We start from the raw sequence: 17,811 nt of genomic DNA on the forward strand, positions 1-17,811 counted from the left end.
TTCAGTCGTCGTCGGTGTTGTCGTGGTCGCGTATTGGGCGGTGAGTGCCGCCGAAGCGGGCAGGTGGAAGGCGTAGTGCCCGTCGACCCCCGATGTGGTCTCGATGGACGCCGACAGCTCCGACGACGACTGATGCGGAGTGAGACACCTCCGGAGGGTGTTCCGGAATCCACGATGGCTGCGGCTCAGCGTGCAGGATCAGCTTCAGATCGGATGCGGGCCACCTCGTCTGTGAGGACCGGGCGGAGTGCACCGGTGGAGAGCTTCTCGATCAGTGAGGTGGCGTATTTGCGCATGACCAGGGCGGTTGCCAGCCCGACGGCGACGCCCACCACCATGCGGCCGCCACGTCGTGTGTGTAGTGGCGCCGACATAGACACGGGAGAAGCCCATGATCGGTGGCGAGGGCCGGGAGGACCCCGAGTCGACGATTGATCAGGAACAGCGCCGCGGTCATCGCGGAAGCCACCACCGCGTGATTGCTCGGAAATGAGTAGGCCGTTGTGGGCGGGCACTTTTCGAGCAGCTTCCACCTGTATCGCATGCACCGGCGACTGCTGATCGCCTTTTCAACACCGCTGCTGCTGGTCGCGGCCGGTTGCGGCAGCAGCACCACGACATCGACATCGACACCGATGAGCGCCATAGGCCATCCGGCGACGGCTCCGATGACAACCAGTGAGGCAGATTGGAAACCGGTCACCGATGCGCTCAGACGGGCCGGGAAGTTTGGCGACAACAACACCCTGTACCGGATTCCGTTGGTGCGCAGCGATCTTCACGTCACATCCCAAGGCGTCGACATCAAGCCCGGCCTGTCACTGGATGGCTACGCGGGTTTCGCGATATACACCGACGGAGCAATGCTGATGGGTGACCTGGTGGTCACCGAGGACAAGTTGCCCAAGGTCACCGACGCCCGGCAAGCCCACGGCATCGAGCAGACCGCGCTGCATAAACATCTGCTCGAGCAGAATCCCCAGATCTGGTGGACCCACATCCACGCAATGGGCGAGCCCGCCGCGCTGGCCCAAGGCCTACGGGCCGCACTCGATGCGACCGCAATCCCCGCCCCCAGCGCCCCCTGCCCAGCAGCCGCCGGTCGACCTCGACACCGCCGGGATCGACGCCGCGATGGGTCGCACCGGGACCACCGACAATGGCCTCTGCAAATTCACCCTGGCCCGCAACGAGCAGATCACCGACAACGGGCATGTCGTGCCACCGACATTCGGGTGAGATCGGCGTTTAGCCTGGGAACCCGCATCGCGACAACCTGCGCGTTGTGCCGGCCAGCCGGACGTCCTTGCTCTCGTGGAGATTAATTGCATGGCCCGCACCACCGCGCCCCGGCCGGTCGACATAGCAGCCGTAATTCCAGCTCTGGTGCTGCTTGCCCGGACCGCGACTCGACTGCACCCTCGCCCCGGCAGCCCCTCGCGAGCTCTCCTACTACCTGTAGCTCTGACTCGCGCTGCTGACAGCACCGCAGGCCCAGTCTTCATACGACTGAGCCTGCGGCCATTCGACCAGTGTCCGAACTTGACGCTCTGGGCCCCGGCCTCGCTGAGCAGCCTGCCACGCGAATGTGATATGTCAAGTGCTGGCCAACCCGGTCAAAGATGACGTCCCGCGCAGTTGCTGCCGCGCCGCCCGCCAACCGGGCCACCTCGATAGTCAATAGCTATGAGTTTCGGCACGGCTGCGTGAGGTGCAAATTTCGCCCTACACAGCCATCTTGTCTTCACTCACCATGTGGTCTGATCTGCGGTGGAGCGTCAACGGTAGGCAGGTCGCGGAAGCCGCTCGGGGCGCGAGATTGAAAGAGCAGCGGCTCCAACGTATCTCATCGCGATGACGAATTCTGCGCAGAGAACACCAAGGAAGCTGTTGCGGCACGAGGCCATGACAGAGCTGACGCAATATGAACGGTCCGCGCGTGAAGTTGCTGGTGTGATGGGCAAACAACTTGGCCGCTCGCTGGTACGACAACTGGCCGCGCATCGTCGATGGGGCGATATCATTCACGGCCACACTCGGTTTCGCTTCCGAACTGAACGCTGAGGGCTACCCATCTGTCGCATTGTTAGCGCGTGGCGTCCGGGACCGGTGCCCGCGTACGCGATGAAATCACGTGGGGTGCAGGGCTATAACTCGGGCAGCCCACTCATCGAGGAAGCGACACACCTCACCGACACGCCAGCAGTTTGCATCTGGTGACACGAACCGGGGGCGGCCATGACGTCGCTCATAACCGAGCACCGTCCCGCGCCGCGAACTCCCAACAGATACGCCACACCACACAGCGGGCAGGTCGCCCCTGCTAACAGCCGGTGGCGAACGCAGTTGGATGCACCCGGCGCCGCATACGGACACCGGCTCGCGGGCCCGGCGCGGGATTGGGCGGCCCGCGCCGGATCCGGTGCACCGCACTCTGTGAAAGGGACACATTCCGCAGCGCCGGATGCACATTCCAGAATGCACGATCCCGGTGCTCCTTCCATCGCCCTTCCGGCGACCTTCCGCTGACCACTAATGACTCCGAACCATTGGTGGGCACGGATTTACGGGCGCCAGCGCACCGCGTCCGGGCCATCTACCAGCGCCTTCCGGCCATGAGGCCGGCAACCGGCGGATACGCCTCACACCGAATCCAACGGAGCCGAGCCTCGATCGCGCTTCCCCGGGCGCGCGCACGAGGCTCGGCTCCGACCCCGCGTGGTTCCCGGTTGAGCAGTAGAGCGAACCAAGAACCGACCGGATGGTACTCAATACTCGGGGGCTCCCCAGTAGCGGGAAAACGCCACCAGCGGATGCAGGAGGGGGTGGGGCCGATGGTGAGGGTGTTGCGGGCTGGTTCAATGTTGTCGGTCACATGGTCGGGTCGGATGTGGGTGGGGCGGTGCGGGTGTAGGTCGTTGCTGTGCTGATGCCGCCCGGGGTGTCGGCACCGGTGTCGATGAAGCCGTCAGGGCATACCTCGGTGCGCAGCCTCGCCAGAGCGCGTGCCCGACGAAGGGCTGTGACGCTATCGATCCGGCCGCGCGGCGGCGGACTGGTTGCTGACCCGACCGGTCGCGGTGCCCCTCCGTGCTCGCCGACTCTTCCCCGCGCACCACCGCCATGTGAGCACTCCGGTTCCCGGCCACAACACCACCACCATCACCGTCAGTATCGAAACTGTCAGCATCACTCCAGGTGCCCGGTTAGCATCCGGAGCACCGGGTGTGTTGGTTTCAGGGCTATCAGACTGTCGGGCAGGCGAAGCCGTCGCCGTCTGGATCGAGGGAGGGCTGATAGCCGGGTTCCCCGCGGAACAGTGGTGCTCGACCGGCCGCGCGGGCATCGTCGCAGTTGGCGAATGCGCCATCGGCCGAGCCGGTCTGGGACAGGCCTGCTGAGCCGGTCGCGGCTGAACCGGTATCGATTGCAGATGAGCCTGTTCCCGCGGAACCGGAGGGGACCTCGGCCAGGGCTGCGGGTGTGGCCAGGAAGGGCAGTCCCGCGATGGCGACGCTGACGGTGAGCCGGCGAACGTTCATGGGTTCCTCTGTTTGTTTGCTGCGGTGGATTGGCGCCCAAGGGGGGAGGTGCCGCGTCCACTGTTGTGACGGGCCGTGAACTTGTCAATCGCACAGCTTCCCAAAGGGGGGCATTCGCGTATGCCCGCGACCAAGGGTTTCGGCGAATCGGTGACGCGCGCGTCTTCGATTCCGTCTGCAGTTGCCTGACCATCAACGCCGACAAACCGCGGTCCACGACAACGCGACCCTGTTTGTTGCCTGCCGCGCAACCCAAAATATGAGGCGACAACGCCTGCGGCGTCGTCGCCCGCCGCGCCCGCCGCTACGGCGTCTGCCGCTCGTTCTCGGTCAGCATCGCCTCGGTCACCGGCCGACCGGTCCGCGCCATCAGGTGAGCCTGTATCCCGCTGGTTCTACGAATTCCCGGTGCGGGGCGCTAGTGGCAGGATGGTGTGGCGATACGGATCGATGCGTGGTGAATGTCACGAAATACGTTGTGTAAGTGTGTAACTCGCTGCGAGCCGATACGCTGAGCGGGCATGACTGGCAGCAGAATCATCCGACGCGTTTCCGGAGACGACACACTGACACAGAACCCGATAGCGTTCGCAGTTGATACGGCTCGGCTCTGCGCCGCAGTGTTCGTTCAGCGTGGTGACGGTGCTGTCCTGCTGATCTGTCGCAGCGGTAGCTGGTCGATGCCCGGTGGTCGGCACGAGCTCGGTGAATCCCTGCGCGACACCGTCGTCCGAAACACTCGCGAGGAAACCGGAATCGCTGTCCATCTCTCCAGCCTGGTCGGCATCTTCATCACCGCGGGCCGCGTCATCGACGAGACGAGCAACGACAAGGCCGGGCAGGAGTGCACCATCGTCTACCGCGCCGAGCCTGTGGCCGGTGAACCGACACCGAGCGGGAACGATCGCAGCGAATGGGTGCCCGTGGGCGGCATCGCCGACCTACCGATGGACCCCGGCCAGCGCGAACGCCTCGACTGGGCAGTGATCCAGCCCGAACCGCACATCGACGTGTCCATGCTGTGAACCGAGACCGAGACCGAGAACGGGCCCGAGCGCGACCAGCGGCTGGTGCAACCAACGCGCCACCCGCGCCCAGCGATACCCGAGCTGTCGACGCTTCCACAGGATCGACCCGGCTGTGCGTTATGTGGGCGCTCGGGGTCCGAACCAGTCCACGTACTCCGTTCGCCGACGTGCCCGCTGTCTGCAACACATTTCTCAATTTCCGGCACCGAACGCAAGCAGACAGAGCGGCTCCATATTCCAGCAAGGAGTGAATACCGATGGCCACCAGCACCCGCACGTCGGACAGACAGGGAATCCAACCCCACCAGCAGCTAGCCGATCTGTTGTCGGCGATCGACGCCGAGGAGGAGCAGCTCCGTCAACTCGCCAGTGACATCGCATCCATAGCGCCACAATCCCCGGGAGCCACAAACCACTGACGATGTTGGCTCGGCTGCCTCGAACCAGCGTCAGGGTCTTGGGCCGCCACGAACACCTGGTCTCGGGTGCTCTCGAGTGTGTTCGATGATGGCTTCGAGGGTGGCGGTGTGGTGGGCTTCGATGTTGCGGGCATCGAGTGCGACGATCACGTCGAGGCGGCTGAAGGTGTTGACGTGCATGGGGATCGGTCCTCTGATTCGCTTGCGGCAGGCCAGCCTGCACACGTCGATGAACTTTGTGTGTAGGGGCGGTTCCCTCCGGTCGGTGGCGGGTTTCGGGTTCGCTTTGTGGGGCCGACTTCGTTGTCGACCTACCGACGTCGTTGTCGGGGGCGGGGTGTCCGATACGAATAAGGCTATGGCTGGCATCGTTGAAGCGTGAGTGTCGGAAGCGGCATCTTTCGACCCGTTTCCGACAAAAGCCGGTGTATCACCGCAGGCGACCCCGCGAATTCGGATGCCTTGTATGTGTATACCCGGGTCGTGACCCCGCAATTGCGGCAAGACAGCGCTCGCTGGGTCGATCCTGCTTCAGCAATGGCGGGCCGACGACTTGACGGCCAGCTGTGGGATCCGATGCCCGAAGGGGTCCGACAGGCCTCGAACGCATCTGCACCGACAAAGTCCTGGTCGCTGCCGCACTCACCATGATCATCATTCGACCTGGTGGGTCATCACAAACGAGAACTCCGGCGTGGCGCCGAAATGAGTTTGGGTAACGCTGATTGCCGAGACACAGTGCGGGGCAGGGCTGTTGAAAGCGCAACGGAGGCAACCGGACTGGACGCGCGGTCGGCCATCGACAGTGTCGGCGATTCCGACCCACGGCTACGATGCCTGGGCCGGGAGGGATCCGGCTACTGTCCGAACACGAGATTTGGTTGAGATATGACATCACTGGTCAAGCGCATCGGGTTGCCGCTTGCCGTCGTAGCGTGCACTGTTGTCCTGGCTGGCTGCAACGATTCTTCGAAACCCGCTGCGGCCGCTAACACTTCAGGCACCTCCAACGCTTCCGGTGGCGCGGATACCCATTCGGCGATCTATCTCTCCGAATGCCAGGCCATGGTGAAGATTTTCACCGATTCGAGCCTGCCCGCCTCGGCGAAGGATCCGGAGAAGGTGATCTCCAACTTCAAGAACGGTCCGGGGTGGTCGACCTTGTCCAGCCAGCAGCAGGTCGATGCTGTCGCGGGCATCCGCAAAGCCGCCACCGGCTCCTGCGGTTGACCCTCCGCCGCAAGCACGCCCCGGTCGCGGGCGCTGCTTGCCCACATGCCTGCTCGCAGGTGTTCACACCGATCAAGCGGCCTCCAGCCCGACTGATCACGACCGCCAAGCGAACGCCAACCTCCTCGCACCCCGGTGCGGCACTTCCCGTTCCTGGTGAACCCGGAGTCATTCGATACCTTCTGGCCGGTTCCGAGGTCTATTTCCGGGGACCGCGGGGTCGGAGTCGAGCGACGTACACACACTCGGGGAACCAGAACCTGAAACCGTTCGCCTGGTGCAAGACCACCGAGGAAATCGGCGACCCCTCGCCGAATATGGCGAAGATTTCAGGACCGACACGCCAGGAGTGCCAGGTGAGGACCTGGTGGCGGAAGCGGAAGGGAATGGTGTTGAGCGAACCGCGTAATCGTGAATTCGGGTTGACGCGACGGCGTTTCATCGGGGGGACGGCATTGACGGCTGCGGTCGCGGCGACGCCGGTGAATGTGCGGCGGGTGCTCGCGGAACCGGTTGTGCCGCAACCGATCGAACACATCGTGTTGCTGATGCAGGAGAATCGCTCGTTCGATCATTATTTCGGCACGATGGCTGGTGTGCGCGGTTTCGGTGATCCGGACGCGTTGGTTTTTCCCGACGGTTCACCGGTGTTCCGGCAACCCGACGAGCAGAACCCGGACGGCTACACGTTGCCGTTTCATCTGGACACCTACCGCAACAGCGTGCAGAAGATTCCGTCCACCTCGCATGCCTGGTCGGTGCAACACGAGGCGCTCAACGGCGGCAGGATGGATCGGTGGCTGTCCGCGCACCGCGAGGCCGACGGTGCCAACGGGCCGTGTGTGATGGGCTATTACGAGCGTGCCGACATTCCGTTCCATTTCGCGCTTGCCGACGCGTTCACGGTGTGTGACGCCTACCACTCCTCGGTGCTGGGCCCGACCTGGCCCAATCGGATGATGTGGATGACCGGGACCATCGATCCAGGCGGTACCGGTGGCGGCCCGATCATCAAAAACACCAGACGCCCGGGCGGCTACTGCTGGAGCACCTATCCCGAACGGCTCGAGCAGGCCGGGGTCAGCTGGAAGGTGTACAACGAGATCGACGATGGCGGCTTGAACGTGTTGGAGCAGTTCCGCCAGTTTCAGCAGGCCCCGCGGGATTCACCGCTGTACGGGAAGGGAATCGCCACTTCACCGGTCGGCACTTTCGAACGTGATGCCCGGGAAAGCAACCTGCCGGCCGTGTCGTGGATCATCCCGAACGCCGCCGCGTGTGAGCATCCCGACTACCGGCCCGCGGACGGCGCCAAATTCATCGCCGACCGGATCAACGCTGTCGCAGCGAATCCGCAGACGTGGGCGAAGACCGTTTTCGTGGTCAACTACGACGAGAACGACGGCTTGTTCGATCACGTCGTGCCGCCGTTGCCGGACGCGGCCGAACCGGGCGAGTTCGTCGGCGACCTGCCAATCGGTGGCGGATACCGGGTGCCATGCATCATCGTCTCGCCGTGGACCGCGGGCGGCTGGGTGGCAACCGAGCGTTTCGACCACACCTCCTGTCTGCGATTGCTGGAATGGTTCACCGGCGTGCGCGAGCCATACATCTCGCCATGGCGGCGAAGGACTTTCGGCGACCTCACCTCTACTCTGCGACTGGATCGACCACCCAGCACCAACCCTCTGCAGTTCCCCGGCGTTGATTTCGAGGTGGCCAGGGCGGACGCGACCGATCTGCTACCGAAGCCAGTTGTGCCAGTCAGCCCCCAAATCCTGCCCACCCAGACCCCGGGCGCCAAACCACAAATCCCATAAGGACCGGCACCGCGCTCAGTGGCGACAACACATCCAGCCGATACTGAACAACATTGGCAGGCCACGCACCCGAAGAGCGGTTGGGTGAGAGGCCGCGCCAAAGTGCCAGCACTCTGACGCGATGATTTCCTCTCGCGGCGGGCTTGTGGGTCAACTGACGTGGTCGAGGGGTACGTGGAAGCTGAGGGCTTGGAGCTGGTGTAGTGCACGGCTTTTCGTTCGGTCGGGGTGTAGTCGGTTGAAGTGGTCGCCGCCCGGGTCGCGGTAGGGCGTGGCGGGGGTGCTCATGTGCCAGATCGCGGTGAGCATGGAGTGCAGTGTCGCGACCTGTGGCCCGCGCCGGGAGGCGATCCGCCGTAGCGGGCGCCGAGATAGGTCCCGGGGTGTTGGGCACACGCCATCACTCGCCTGCCTTAGGCTCGGCGAGGGGCTGGTGAGCGACGGAGCACACGTCTAATGCAGTGGTCCACCGTTCGGCCGCGTGTGGGTCACGTGGTTTGGGGTTGAGTCCAGCCGAGGGTTTGCTCGAGCATGCGGAAGGTGTGCTCGATATCGAACCGGCTAAGAAATGCCTGCCACAATAGATCGACCTCACCGGCGTCGAGATCAACATGGGAATGCCACGGCTCAACACCGATCGATGTTCAGCGCTTGGCGCCGGTGTCACCTCAACCTGCGGATTTCCGGTAGCGCCGACAAGCGCGGGATCAGTCGGATCTCAACCTGCGAGTCTCAACCTGCGAGGCACGCCGTCCACGCCTTTGCTGCGGCAAACATCAAGAAAACCAAGAAAATGTACTCTACGAATACGCACAGGTCAGCAGCTTATTTCGGCCCCGACGGCCGGCAAATTCGAGGGCGGCATATCCGCTGACACTTCGTGCGGCCTCTCAGAATTCGGTGGGATCAGCCGTGTCGGCGGAGGTTGGACAGTGCCTCGGTGGTCTGGTGCACGACGGACAAGCCTGGGGATAGCCAAGGTAACCCCCAAAGCCGTCACGGCCTGGTCTCTGAGGTGAGTTTGCCAGAGGGTGGCGTGCGCCGGGTCGGATAGCGGCGCCGCGCGTCATGGTCGCGGATCCTGGGTTGACCCCGAAAGTTTCGGCTGGGCACCTGCCCCGATGCCCCTGGTGGACGGTGTGCAACACTATCGGCCGTGAGCAAGCGCACGCCGGCCGCGAAACGCCCTGGAAACCACTGGCCCACACCGTTGTTCGACGTGACGGCCCCACCGCCCGACGGTCGTGTCGATGATGCCGGCGACGGGAGCGATCCGCGGGTCGTGATGGAGGCGGTCCTCGCGGGCTTCGCTGAGATCACCGATCCGGTGGAGGCGGAAGTCCTCGGCTCGATGTTCCTCGGCGCCATCGGCTTGCTCGGCGCGGAGGCGGCCGCGCTCGCCGCGTCCGAGCTTGTCCCGGTGATCGAGGCGGTGGGCGACTCACGGGCGGCCGGGATGCTCGCGGTGCTCGCGACGCTGGAGGGGGGACGAATCGGTGAGGATGCTGCCGCGGGGCTGAACCGGCTGCGGGCCCACGGCGTCGCCGTCCCCGAGTGGACGAGGGTGTTGTCGGCTCCGGTGACCGCGCGTGATTGCGTCGAACTGTGCCAGGACAGCGAGGCGCTGGTGCTTGCCGCCCGCTTCGACCGCGCGGGCGCGGGCCACGCGGTGATGATTCTGCTCGACCCCCGCGAGTGCGGGGAAGCCGCCGAGATCATGCTGCTGGAGGCCTCCGATTTGACCGAAGCGCTGGCCGAGCTGCGCCAGGGCGCCGAACGGGACACGGTCCGGCTCACCACCACAGCCCTCGACCCGGCCGAATTCCGGTGGCGGGCCGAAGCTGCGATGGACGCGCGCGACCATCACGACCGCGACGACGAGGACAACCTGTTCGATCCGGACGACCTGTTCGATCCGGGCGACATCACCGACCCCGACGATCTGTTCGACGACGCGGATCTGTTCGACGATGGCGACGATGTGTTCGACGATGACGGTCCCGGATATCACGACCTTGCGTCATTGCTACGGGCCCGGCTGGCAGCGCTGCCGGCATCGACGAAACCGAAACCACCGCACGGCAGATGGGACGAATTCGACGGCACCGACCTGCTGGCAGGGTTCGATCGGCTCGCCGGCCCGCCCGGTGTGTTCGGCGGCCCGGCTGCGCCCGGCCCGGTGACCTCGCGCCCGAAACTGCCTGCCAAGCGCAAGACAAGGGATGGGCAGGCCCCTATTCTGCAGCTACGTGTCGACTTGCGCGGCGCCAAACCGCCGATCTGGCGGCGCCTGCAGGTTCCCGGCGACATCGCGCTGCGTGAGCTGCACGAGCTGTTGCAGGTGGCGTTCGGCTGGCATTCGACGCACCTGTATGCCTTCGGCACCGCCTACGGTGGATTCGGTGTTCCCGACCCGGAGCTGGGGTTGCGATCGGATGCGAAGGTCACCCTGGAGCAGGTCGCCGGTCCCGGGACGAAACTCACCTACATCTACGACTTCGGTGACGACTGGGTACACGTGATCGCCGTCGAGCACACCGTGCCGCGAGCCGATGGCTCGGCCTACCCGCGATGTGTCGGCGGGCGCCGCAAGGCTCCGCCCGAAGACTGCGGCGGCACCTGGGGGTACCAGGAGCTGCTGGAGATCCTCGACGACCCCGCCCACGAAGAACATGAAGACCGACTGCAATGGCTCGGCATCGACCGACCCGACCAACACCACCCGGCACACTTCGACATCGACGAGGTCAACGACGCGTTCACCGCGCTTCACCAGAATCCGAGACGCCGGAAGTAGGGCATCACGATGGGCAGAGTTACCGGATAATGATCCGATATCCGGGCGCTTATGGTGTGCCGTTAAGGAACATGTTAAAAAGCGGCAAACGAGCACTCCCGGTGTGAGCCCGCTGTTCGCGGTGTAGCTTCCGGCCGTGGCTCAGGAGTTGGATGAGGACGAGCTGATCGATTGTTGGACGCTGGTCGGGGATGATCTGCAGCTCGTTGCGGGCAAACCGGCGCGACGAAACTCGGGTTCGCTTCGATACCGCACCGGCTATGCCTGCCTGGACCACAGCGTGACGCTCCGCTGATCCGCGCGTCTACCAGGCACGTGCGGGCATCGTCGCAGACGATCGAATCTGTCAGCGGCGCAACCGAAGCCGGATAGACACGGAGGTCATCGACGGTGTCGATGATCAGTTCTCGGCCACTGAGACTGCCGCCGAACATGCTCGTGCACATCGGAATCGACCCGGTTGCGCCGCTCCGCGCGGCCACGTGGATCCAGCGCTGCGGCCGCGAGACCTAGCAACACCAGCACGACGATGACGCCCACGATAGATCCGCCGATCAACAACAACCGTTTCCTATTCCCTCGACAGGTGCGCGGCGCGAACACCGCACCGTTGATCTGATAGTCCTTGCGGCACAAATACTTTCATGTCACACCTCCGCAAACCGGCCTCGCCAGCGCGGCCACCCAGTCGAGCTCGGTCACCACGGGCCCCGGGAGTCCTGATCCAGCCCGAGCCGCGAAGTGGATCAGGGACCCCCGAAGCCGTCCCCAGGGGCCGCAGTCCCTGATTTCATCAGTGCGCAACCCCATGGCCGGCGCGTCCCAACTACCGAAACGACCCCGGTTCCCCCCTTTCGGCTGATGAGGGGGCCGGGGTCGCTGCCTATCTGCGGTTGCCGCGCCCTCGGTGTTGTGTTGTGGAGATCCGGGCGCGACGAAATCTATTCGATCATGAATTCACTTGTGCAGCAATATTTTTGACACAGGTTTCATTAAAGATTCGTGAGACCTGCTGTTGGACAGTCGGTTTGATGTGCCCAAAACAGGTAGACGGCCATGAACCGTCCATCCGAGCGGGTCTCGGCCATGAGGCGGATGCATCCGTGGGTGCGCTGGGCATGGGGTCCGGGAACGGACTGGTTGGGTCCGTGAACGCGTCGGCACCCCGGCCGATGGGGGCTGCCGCCGCTCAGGGCGTCGTGCGTGCCGTCTTGGGCAGGTGGGGTGGGTGAGTCGACACGTGGGGTGGGTGAGTCGACACGTGGGGTGGGGACTAGTTGACGTACGCGGCCGAGGACGGGCGTCCACGCCGATGCTGATGCGCATGAGCGAGCGCACCGCGGTGCGATCCCTGGGCAAATACGCGCGCCCATCGGCGGAGGCCTTGATGCGCTGCCATGCCCAGACCGATCCGTCCGCCCGACGACAGCGATAGGGACGCGCTACCGGTCTCGTCATACCCGAAAAGGAACAGACCTATCACGTTGGACCGCAAAGGATCTCGCGGCAGTCGCGTACACCCTCAATACGCGACCGCGGAAGGCACTCGGATGGCGCACTCCGGTCGAAGCGGTGGAGCATCACCTACAATCGCTCCAGCAGAGAAATGTTGCGACGACCAGTTAAATCCGCCTTGCGACCCGGCGTCCGAATGATGGATTGTGCTGCCGGACAATGGATGCCCCTCGCGGGATCGGATCGCCGCCGATTGCTGGATTGCGGATTAGACGAAGCTGGTGTGCTTGGACGTTGAGCATTCCCAGCCGAGAATTCTCCCGGCGTAGGCATCGATCACGAACGCGGTGTAGACGAACATCCCAGTCGCCAACCGAACATAGGTGAAGTCGGCGACAAGGAGCCGGTTCGGTGCCGGGACCTGGAACTGACGATCTACCAGATCTGGTGCCCGCTGCGCCGCCGGATCAGCCACGGGCGTGCGCACGCTTCTGGCGCGGGTGGCTCCCTTCCAGCCGTTGGCGCGCATCAGCCGCTCCACCGTGGAGCGGGCCACCGGAATGCCTTGGCGGCGAAGATGAGCCCACATCTTCAACGACCCATACAACGACTCCGGCCGCCGCCCACGCTCGTCGGGCTCGTAACAGCGGGCCAGGATCTCGGTCACCGCCGCGTCCCACAGGGACCGTTTCGACGGTGCCCGCTTGTTCCACGCGTGGAATGTTCTCGGGGCGATCCTGCACCCGTGCGCACTGAGCGCACGGCAGATCGGTGCGACCCCGAACCGAGCCCGATTCTCGGCGATGAACCGACAAATCACCTCTGTTTCGGGTCGCACTCCCGAACGAAGAAAGACGTTGCCGCCTTGAGGATTTCGATCGTCTTCTCCAACTCGGCGTTCTTACGCCTCAACTCACGAATCTCCCGCGCCGCCGCGGTTGAGACACCCTCGGATTCGCCCTCGTCGACCGCAGCCTGGCGAACCCACTTCGGCAACGTCTCGGGAGTCATCCCCATCCGACCCGCGATCGTGGTGATCGCAGCCCACTCCGAGGCGTAATCGTCCCGGTGCTCGCGAACCAGACGAACCGCCTTCGCCTTCGTCGCCGCGTCGTACTTCGTCGGCATGATGTCTACCTTCCCAATCAAGAAGGTGGGCATCAAACCCAATGCCGTTAACTTTGTGCGGTTGCTGATGCTGGGCAGTTTGCTAGCGAATCTTTCTGCGGGGCATGCGATATGGGCTAGGGTGCCGGTTCGTGGCGGAGGTGGCGGGTCGGCTGACCGACCGGGTGGGGCTGGGTGTGCTGACCCGGGTGGTGACTCGGGATCTGGTCGATGAGGTCCTGGTCGAGACCTGTCGGCGTGAGAAGCGGCGGCGGCTGTTGCCGGCGCGGGTGGTGGTGTATTTCGTGCTGGCGATGACGTTGTTCTTCGATGACGCCTATGAGGAAGTGATGCGCAAACTCGTTGACGGGCTGCGGTTTCTGCGTTCGTGGGACGAGGACTGGCAGGTGCCGACCTCGCCGGCGTTGTGCAAGGCCCGCGCCCGCCTGGGCGAAGAACCGCTGCGGGAGCTGTATCGGCGGGTCGCGGTGCCGCTGGCTGGGGCGGGCACTTCGGGTGCATGGCTGGCCGGACGGCGGGTGATGGCTGTGGACGGGGTCCAGATGGATGTCCCGGACACGCCCGGCAACGACGAGGCGTTCGGGCGTGGAACGAGTCATCAGGGCTTGGACGCGCCGTATCCGAAGGTGAAGGTGGTCGGGCTGGCCGAATGCGGCACACACGCGATCATCGACGCCGAGATCGGCGCTGTCACCGATGATGAGCGTGAGCTGGCGCGTGAACTGCTGGCCGCGTTCGATCCGGGGATGCTGGTAATCGCCGATCGCGGGTTCTTCAGCCACGAGTTCTGGCGCGAGGCCGCAGCAACCCGCGCGGATCTGTTGTGGCGGGTGCAGTCGGGGCTGAAACTGCATGTGGTGCACCAGCTTCCGGACGGCTCGTATCTTTCGCGGCTGATGACCGACATCGAGCGCCAGCGCATTCGCCGCCACCGCGCCCGGGGATTGGACACCATGCCCGAAGGAGTGGCGGTGCGGGTGATCGAATACGAGATCACCAACCGCGACAGCGACACACCCGGCCCGATTCGGCTGGTCACCACCATACTGGACCCCGAGCAGGCCAGCGCTGCCGAACTCGCCGCTGCCTACCATCAGCGCTGGGAGTTCGAGACCAGCCTCGCCGAGATCGAAACCCGTCAACGTGGCAGCTACCGAGTGCTGCGCTCGCACAGCCCCGCCATGGTGCGCCAGGAGATCTGGGGCCTTTTGACCACCCACTACGCGATCCGCGAACTCATGTACCACGCCGCCGACCTCGAAGGCTGCGATCCGTTACGGCTGTCGTTCATCCGCACCCTCCGCGTTGCCCGGTGACATGTCACCGGACAAGCGGGTTTTTCCCCCTGACCGGCTCGCCACGACCACCGGTGACGCCGTCGCCGAGATCACCGAACGCCGAACCCGCCGCGGCGCAACCGCAGCTACCCGCGGGTCCTCAAACGCGCCGGCCGCCACAAGTTCCCCCGAAAAACCTTGCAGCACAAGAGCATCAGCCACACCAGCCCCGCCGAGATCCAGCTATACCAGCGCATAAGTTAACGGCATTGGCATCAAACCCGGGACGGTTCACTGTGTTCCCATGGCCGACCCTGATTCACCCCACCGCCGTCACCCGACCGAGTCGACACCACGCACGTGGAGGTCGGCTGAACGTGCGGGTCAGCGTGTGCCGAGTAGTAGAGTCTGGGTGCTGCGCCCGATCGGGCCCTTCGCATCGAGCAGGTGGGACTCGGCTAATCCGATACCGCTGCGTTCTGGGTAGGTGACCGCATCCAGGCATACCCATTCGTCGGCGGGGGCGCGGTGCAGGTTCACCGTGAGATCGGTGTTGATGAAAAAGTATCGGTCCCATGGCAGGACGGAGCTGATGCCGTTCCCGAAGTCGGCGGCGGCGAGGGTCCGCTGAAGCGGGCTGGGTGAGGTACCGGCCACGATCGGGTAGCGCAGGCGAAACCAGCACACCGCAGGGCCTGGGGTCCGGAATGCGCCTGAGACGAAACGGTATTCGACGCCGGTGTGGAATCCGACGGGCTGAGTACTCGGGAAGCTATGCTCAGGGCTCGGCGTCACAGCATCTGGGCCGGGCAGAGGCTCGGCCGCTTGTATCTCGGCCATCACATCCAGCTTCGGCTCCGCCGGTCGCAGCCGCCAAGCGGTGGCCTTCAGCACCGGTCCTTGGTCGGAACTCAGTGTGGCCTCGATCAATTCGATATTACGCCCCGGCTGCCTGACTCGCGCCGCGGCCTGGGTAACCCGCGCCTGGGCCCGCAGTGGAGCAATCGGCACCGGCCCGAGAAACTCCACTGTGACCCGACCGATCCGACATGCTGGTCTAGGCTCGCACCGTTCGATCGCATGCCCCAAAAGAGCCGCCGGCGCCCCGCCGTGCTGGGCATCCGGCGACCACGGCCCCCGGGTGAGCTCAGTGGAATGGAACAGATCCGGGTCCGAGGAGTCGGGCAGATAGAAGGCATTTCATAGCGTTACTCCGTCCATGCCGCCGAGGATCACCCGCTGCACTCACGCTTTGTGCGGTACTTCGCGGCGGCTCTTGGTCTCAAGGATTGTGTCTCGCACCGCATCAACATGCTGAAACACGACTTCCTCAGCGGCAGCTACAGTTTCGTCATCGGCAAGGTCGTCGATACTGAAGACGAAGCCTAAGACTGCTGAGAGGCCCGCTCGAGATGTCGATCTCCCCCCACGAACACGATCACCTCGTCCATCAACTCGCCGGTTGGCACGACGATGCGGTTCGACTTTACGAGTATTCGTTGCACACCGTCGAGCAGGAGCTCGGTTCGCGTCATCCTCAGACCTTGGCAGTGTTGCTGCACTCGGAGAAATACGTCGACGCGGTCCCGGTTTTCAAAGGGTTGCTCGCCGACTGCGAACGGCTCTACGATGCAGACCATGAGAAGACGATCGATGTGCGCACCGCGGTCGCGGTCTGCCTGAATCGGCTCGGCCAACACGACGAGGCGGCCACGTTGCTCGAACGCAGCCTAGCCGACAACGAGCGAGTTCGAGGCGCGAATAGTCGCTTGACCTTGGAAGCACGTGAGCATCTGGCGCTGGCCTTGCTGAGCCTCCCAGACCGGCTCTACGACGCGATCGCCGTGATGGGACAGGCGCTTCTCGATCGGGAGCGCATCGTCGGTCTCGACGATGCGGTCGCTATCGCGCTGCGTGACCGGCTGCTGTCGTATTACCTGGAAGCCGGACATGACGAACTGGCGATCCCGCTGCTGGAACGCAACCTCGACACCGCCGAACGTGTCCACGGAAAAGACCACACCGAGACAGTCCGGGCCAGAAAAGGATTGACTGCACTGTATCGGGCGACTAAACGATACGCCTCCGAGACTCCGCTGCTGGCCTACGATCTGGTCATTTGTGAGCGAGAGCTCGGTCCCGATCACGACGACACCATCGAAGCCAGGTTCCAGCTCGCCTGGAGTTCATGGCAATCCGGCCGCGCGCACGACGCGCTGCCGCTGTTCGAGCACGTCCTCGACGACCATGAGCGACTGCGCGGCCCCGGCCACGACGACACCATTCCGGTGCGCCGGATCCTGTCTCATCTCTACGCCACCGAGTTCGAGCTGTTCGACAAGGCGGCTGACCAGTGCGAGCATCTGCTGGCGCACCACGAGCGGAAGTACGGTCCACAGCGCAACGAGACCCTCGTCGTATGCAACAACCTCGCCCACGCTTACCACAAGACCGGTCGCATTCCAGAGGCGGTGACTCTGCACGAACGCGTCCTCGCCATACGCATGGATACCTTGGGATCCGATCACCCTGACACCTTGACCACTCTGCATAATCTGGCCGCGATCTATCAGCAGCTGGGACGCCACGATCGCTGCGTCGACTGCTACGAGCAGATTCTTGCCGCCCGCAAACGCGTGGTCGGCCCGGACGATCCGATGACATTGTTCACTCGCGACAATCTCGGCGCAGCATACTGCGCGCTGGGCCGCCACGACGAGGCAATCGAGCACCATCGGCTCGCCCTCGCCGGGCGCGGACATGTCCTGGGTCCAGAGCACCCGAACACACTGACCTCCTCGCACAACCTCGCTTTCGCCCTAACCGCGGCGGACCGCCTCGACGAGGCGATCACGCTCGCCGAGCGCACCGTCGACGACCGAGAGCGTGTACTCGGCCCGGATCACCCCGCCGCCCTGTCGACCAGGCACTTGTTGGGTCGCGCCTATCACAAGGCCGGTCGCCGCGACGCCGCAGTCGCAACGCTGACCCGGGCCTTGGTCGACCGCGTTCGCGTTTTCGGCGAAGATCATCAGTACACCGCTGTCACCAGAGAGGCGCTGGCTCGCGCGCAACGAGCCTGAGCGTGCACGACGAAGCAGCGACCGCTCCCCTT

Annotated in this window: 13 protein-coding genes and 3 pseudogenes; 10 read left to right on the forward strand and 6 right to left on the reverse strand. The window is 64.4% G+C overall.

Translation table 11 applies throughout. From position 1 onward, the window contains the following. Positions 1-185: 185 nt before the first annotated feature. Positions 186-338: a hypothetical protein gene (locus tag ACIBG0_RS39445; protein ID WP_397040293.1), complete on the reverse strand. Its 153-nt coding sequence runs from the start codon at positions 336-338 to the stop codon at positions 186-188. A 330-nt stretch (positions 339-668) separates the two neighbouring features. Between ACIBG0_RS39445 and ACIBG0_RS39450 the strand changes: the two are divergent. Next, a pseudogene (locus ACIBG0_RS39450) lies at positions 669-998 on the forward strand (DUF1259 domain-containing protein); the annotation flags it as partial. Positions 999-1,053: 55 nt separating this feature from the next. Continuing rightward, positions 1,054-1,239, forward strand: a complete 186-nt coding sequence (locus ACIBG0_RS39455) for a hypothetical protein (protein ID WP_397040359.1) — start codon at positions 1,054-1,056, stop codon at positions 1,237-1,239. A 2,006-nt stretch (positions 1,240-3,245) separates the two neighbouring features. On the opposite strand, the gene ACIBG0_RS39460 is transcribed toward ACIBG0_RS39455, so the two are convergent. Then, positions 3,246-3,542 carry an excalibur calcium-binding domain-containing protein gene (locus ACIBG0_RS39460; protein WP_397040295.1) on the reverse strand — a complete coding sequence of 99 codons (297 nt, stop codon included), beginning with the start codon at positions 3,540-3,542 and terminating at the stop codon, positions 3,246-3,248. Positions 3,543-4,063: 521 nt separating this feature from the next. On the opposite strand from ACIBG0_RS39460, the gene ACIBG0_RS39465 reads away from it, so the two are divergent. Next, entirely contained in the window at positions 4,064-4,567 is a 504-nt protein-coding gene (locus tag ACIBG0_RS39465; RefSeq protein WP_397040297.1) for an NUDIX hydrolase, read from the forward strand. Positions 4,568-5,019: 452 nt separating this feature from the next. Here the strand turns inward: ACIBG0_RS39465 and ACIBG0_RS39470 are convergent, their stop codons facing one another. Next, positions 5,020-5,169, reverse strand: a complete 150-nt coding sequence (locus ACIBG0_RS39470) for a hypothetical protein (protein ID WP_397040299.1) — start codon at positions 5,167-5,169, stop codon at positions 5,020-5,022. A 708-nt stretch (positions 5,170-5,877) separates the two neighbouring features. On the opposite strand from ACIBG0_RS39470, the gene ACIBG0_RS39475 reads away from it, so the two are divergent. Both ACIBG0_RS39475 and ACIBG0_RS39480 read left to right on the forward strand, forming a co-directional pair. Then, positions 5,878-6,219 (forward strand): hypothetical protein, encoded by a 342-nt coding sequence (locus ACIBG0_RS39475; RefSeq protein ID WP_397040302.1) that lies wholly within the window; start codon positions 5,878-5,880, stop codon positions 6,217-6,219. A 392-nt stretch (positions 6,220-6,611) separates the two neighbouring features. Then, positions 6,612-8,039 (forward strand): phospholipase C, encoded by a 1,428-nt coding sequence (locus ACIBG0_RS39480; protein WP_397040304.1) that lies wholly within the window; start codon positions 6,612-6,614, stop codon positions 8,037-8,039. 150 nt (positions 8,040-8,189) lie between these two features. Here ACIBG0_RS39480 and ACIBG0_RS39485 read toward each other — a convergent pair whose 3' ends face one another. After that, positions 8,190-8,348, reverse strand: a complete 159-nt coding sequence (locus ACIBG0_RS39485) for a hypothetical protein (RefSeq protein ID WP_397040305.1) — start codon at positions 8,346-8,348, stop codon at positions 8,190-8,192. Between the two features lie 847 nt (positions 8,349-9,195). On the opposite strand from ACIBG0_RS39485, the gene ACIBG0_RS39490 reads away from it, so the two are divergent. The 3 genes and pseudogenes from ACIBG0_RS39490 to ACIBG0_RS39500 all read left to right on the forward strand — a co-directional run. Beyond that, the gene (locus ACIBG0_RS39490; RefSeq protein ID WP_397040306.1) at positions 9,196-10,836 is read left to right on the forward strand and encodes a plasmid pRiA4b ORF-3 family protein; all 1,641 of its coding nucleotides are present in this window, start codon (positions 9,196-9,198) and stop codon (positions 10,834-10,836) included. Positions 10,837-10,972: 136 nt separating this feature from the next. Continuing rightward, complete coding sequence (locus ACIBG0_RS39495; RefSeq protein WP_397040309.1) at positions 10,973-11,131, forward strand: hypothetical protein; 159 nt, start codon at positions 10,973-10,975, stop codon at positions 11,129-11,131. Positions 11,132-12,300: 1,169 nt separating this feature from the next. Next, positions 12,301-12,462, forward strand: a pseudogene (locus ACIBG0_RS39500) (IS30 family transposase); the annotation flags it as partial. Between the two features lie 7 nt (positions 12,463-12,469). On the opposite strand, the pseudogene ACIBG0_RS39505 reads toward ACIBG0_RS39500, so the two are convergent. Continuing rightward, positions 12,470-13,419: pseudogene (locus tag ACIBG0_RS39505) on the reverse strand (IS3 family transposase); the annotation flags it as partial. Between the two features lie 131 nt (positions 13,420-13,550). Between ACIBG0_RS39505 and ACIBG0_RS39510 the strand changes: the two are divergent. Further along, on the forward strand, positions 13,551-14,735 hold the full coding sequence (locus tag ACIBG0_RS39510; RefSeq protein ID WP_397040311.1) for an IS4 family transposase: 1,185 nt from the start codon (positions 13,551-13,553) through the stop codon (positions 14,733-14,735). A gap of 345 nt (positions 14,736-15,080) precedes the next feature. On the opposite strand, the gene ACIBG0_RS39515 is transcribed toward ACIBG0_RS39510, so the two are convergent. After that, the gene (locus tag ACIBG0_RS39515; protein WP_397040355.1) at positions 15,081-15,884 is read right to left on the reverse strand and encodes a thioesterase family protein; all 804 of its coding nucleotides are present in this window, start codon (positions 15,882-15,884) and stop codon (positions 15,081-15,083) included. Positions 15,885-16,108: 224 nt separating this feature from the next. Between ACIBG0_RS39515 and ACIBG0_RS39520 the strand changes: the two genes are divergently transcribed. Next, positions 16,109-17,779, forward strand: coding sequence for a tetratricopeptide repeat protein (locus ACIBG0_RS39520; RefSeq protein ID WP_397040313.1), 1,671 nt, complete (start codon positions 16,109-16,111; stop codon positions 17,777-17,779). Positions 17,780-17,811: the final 32 nt, after the last annotated feature.

The sequence above is a fragment of the Nocardia sp. NPDC050630 genome, from assembly GCF_044457245.1.
Classification (GTDB): domain Bacteria; phylum Actinomycetota; class Actinomycetes; order Mycobacteriales; family Mycobacteriaceae; genus Nocardia.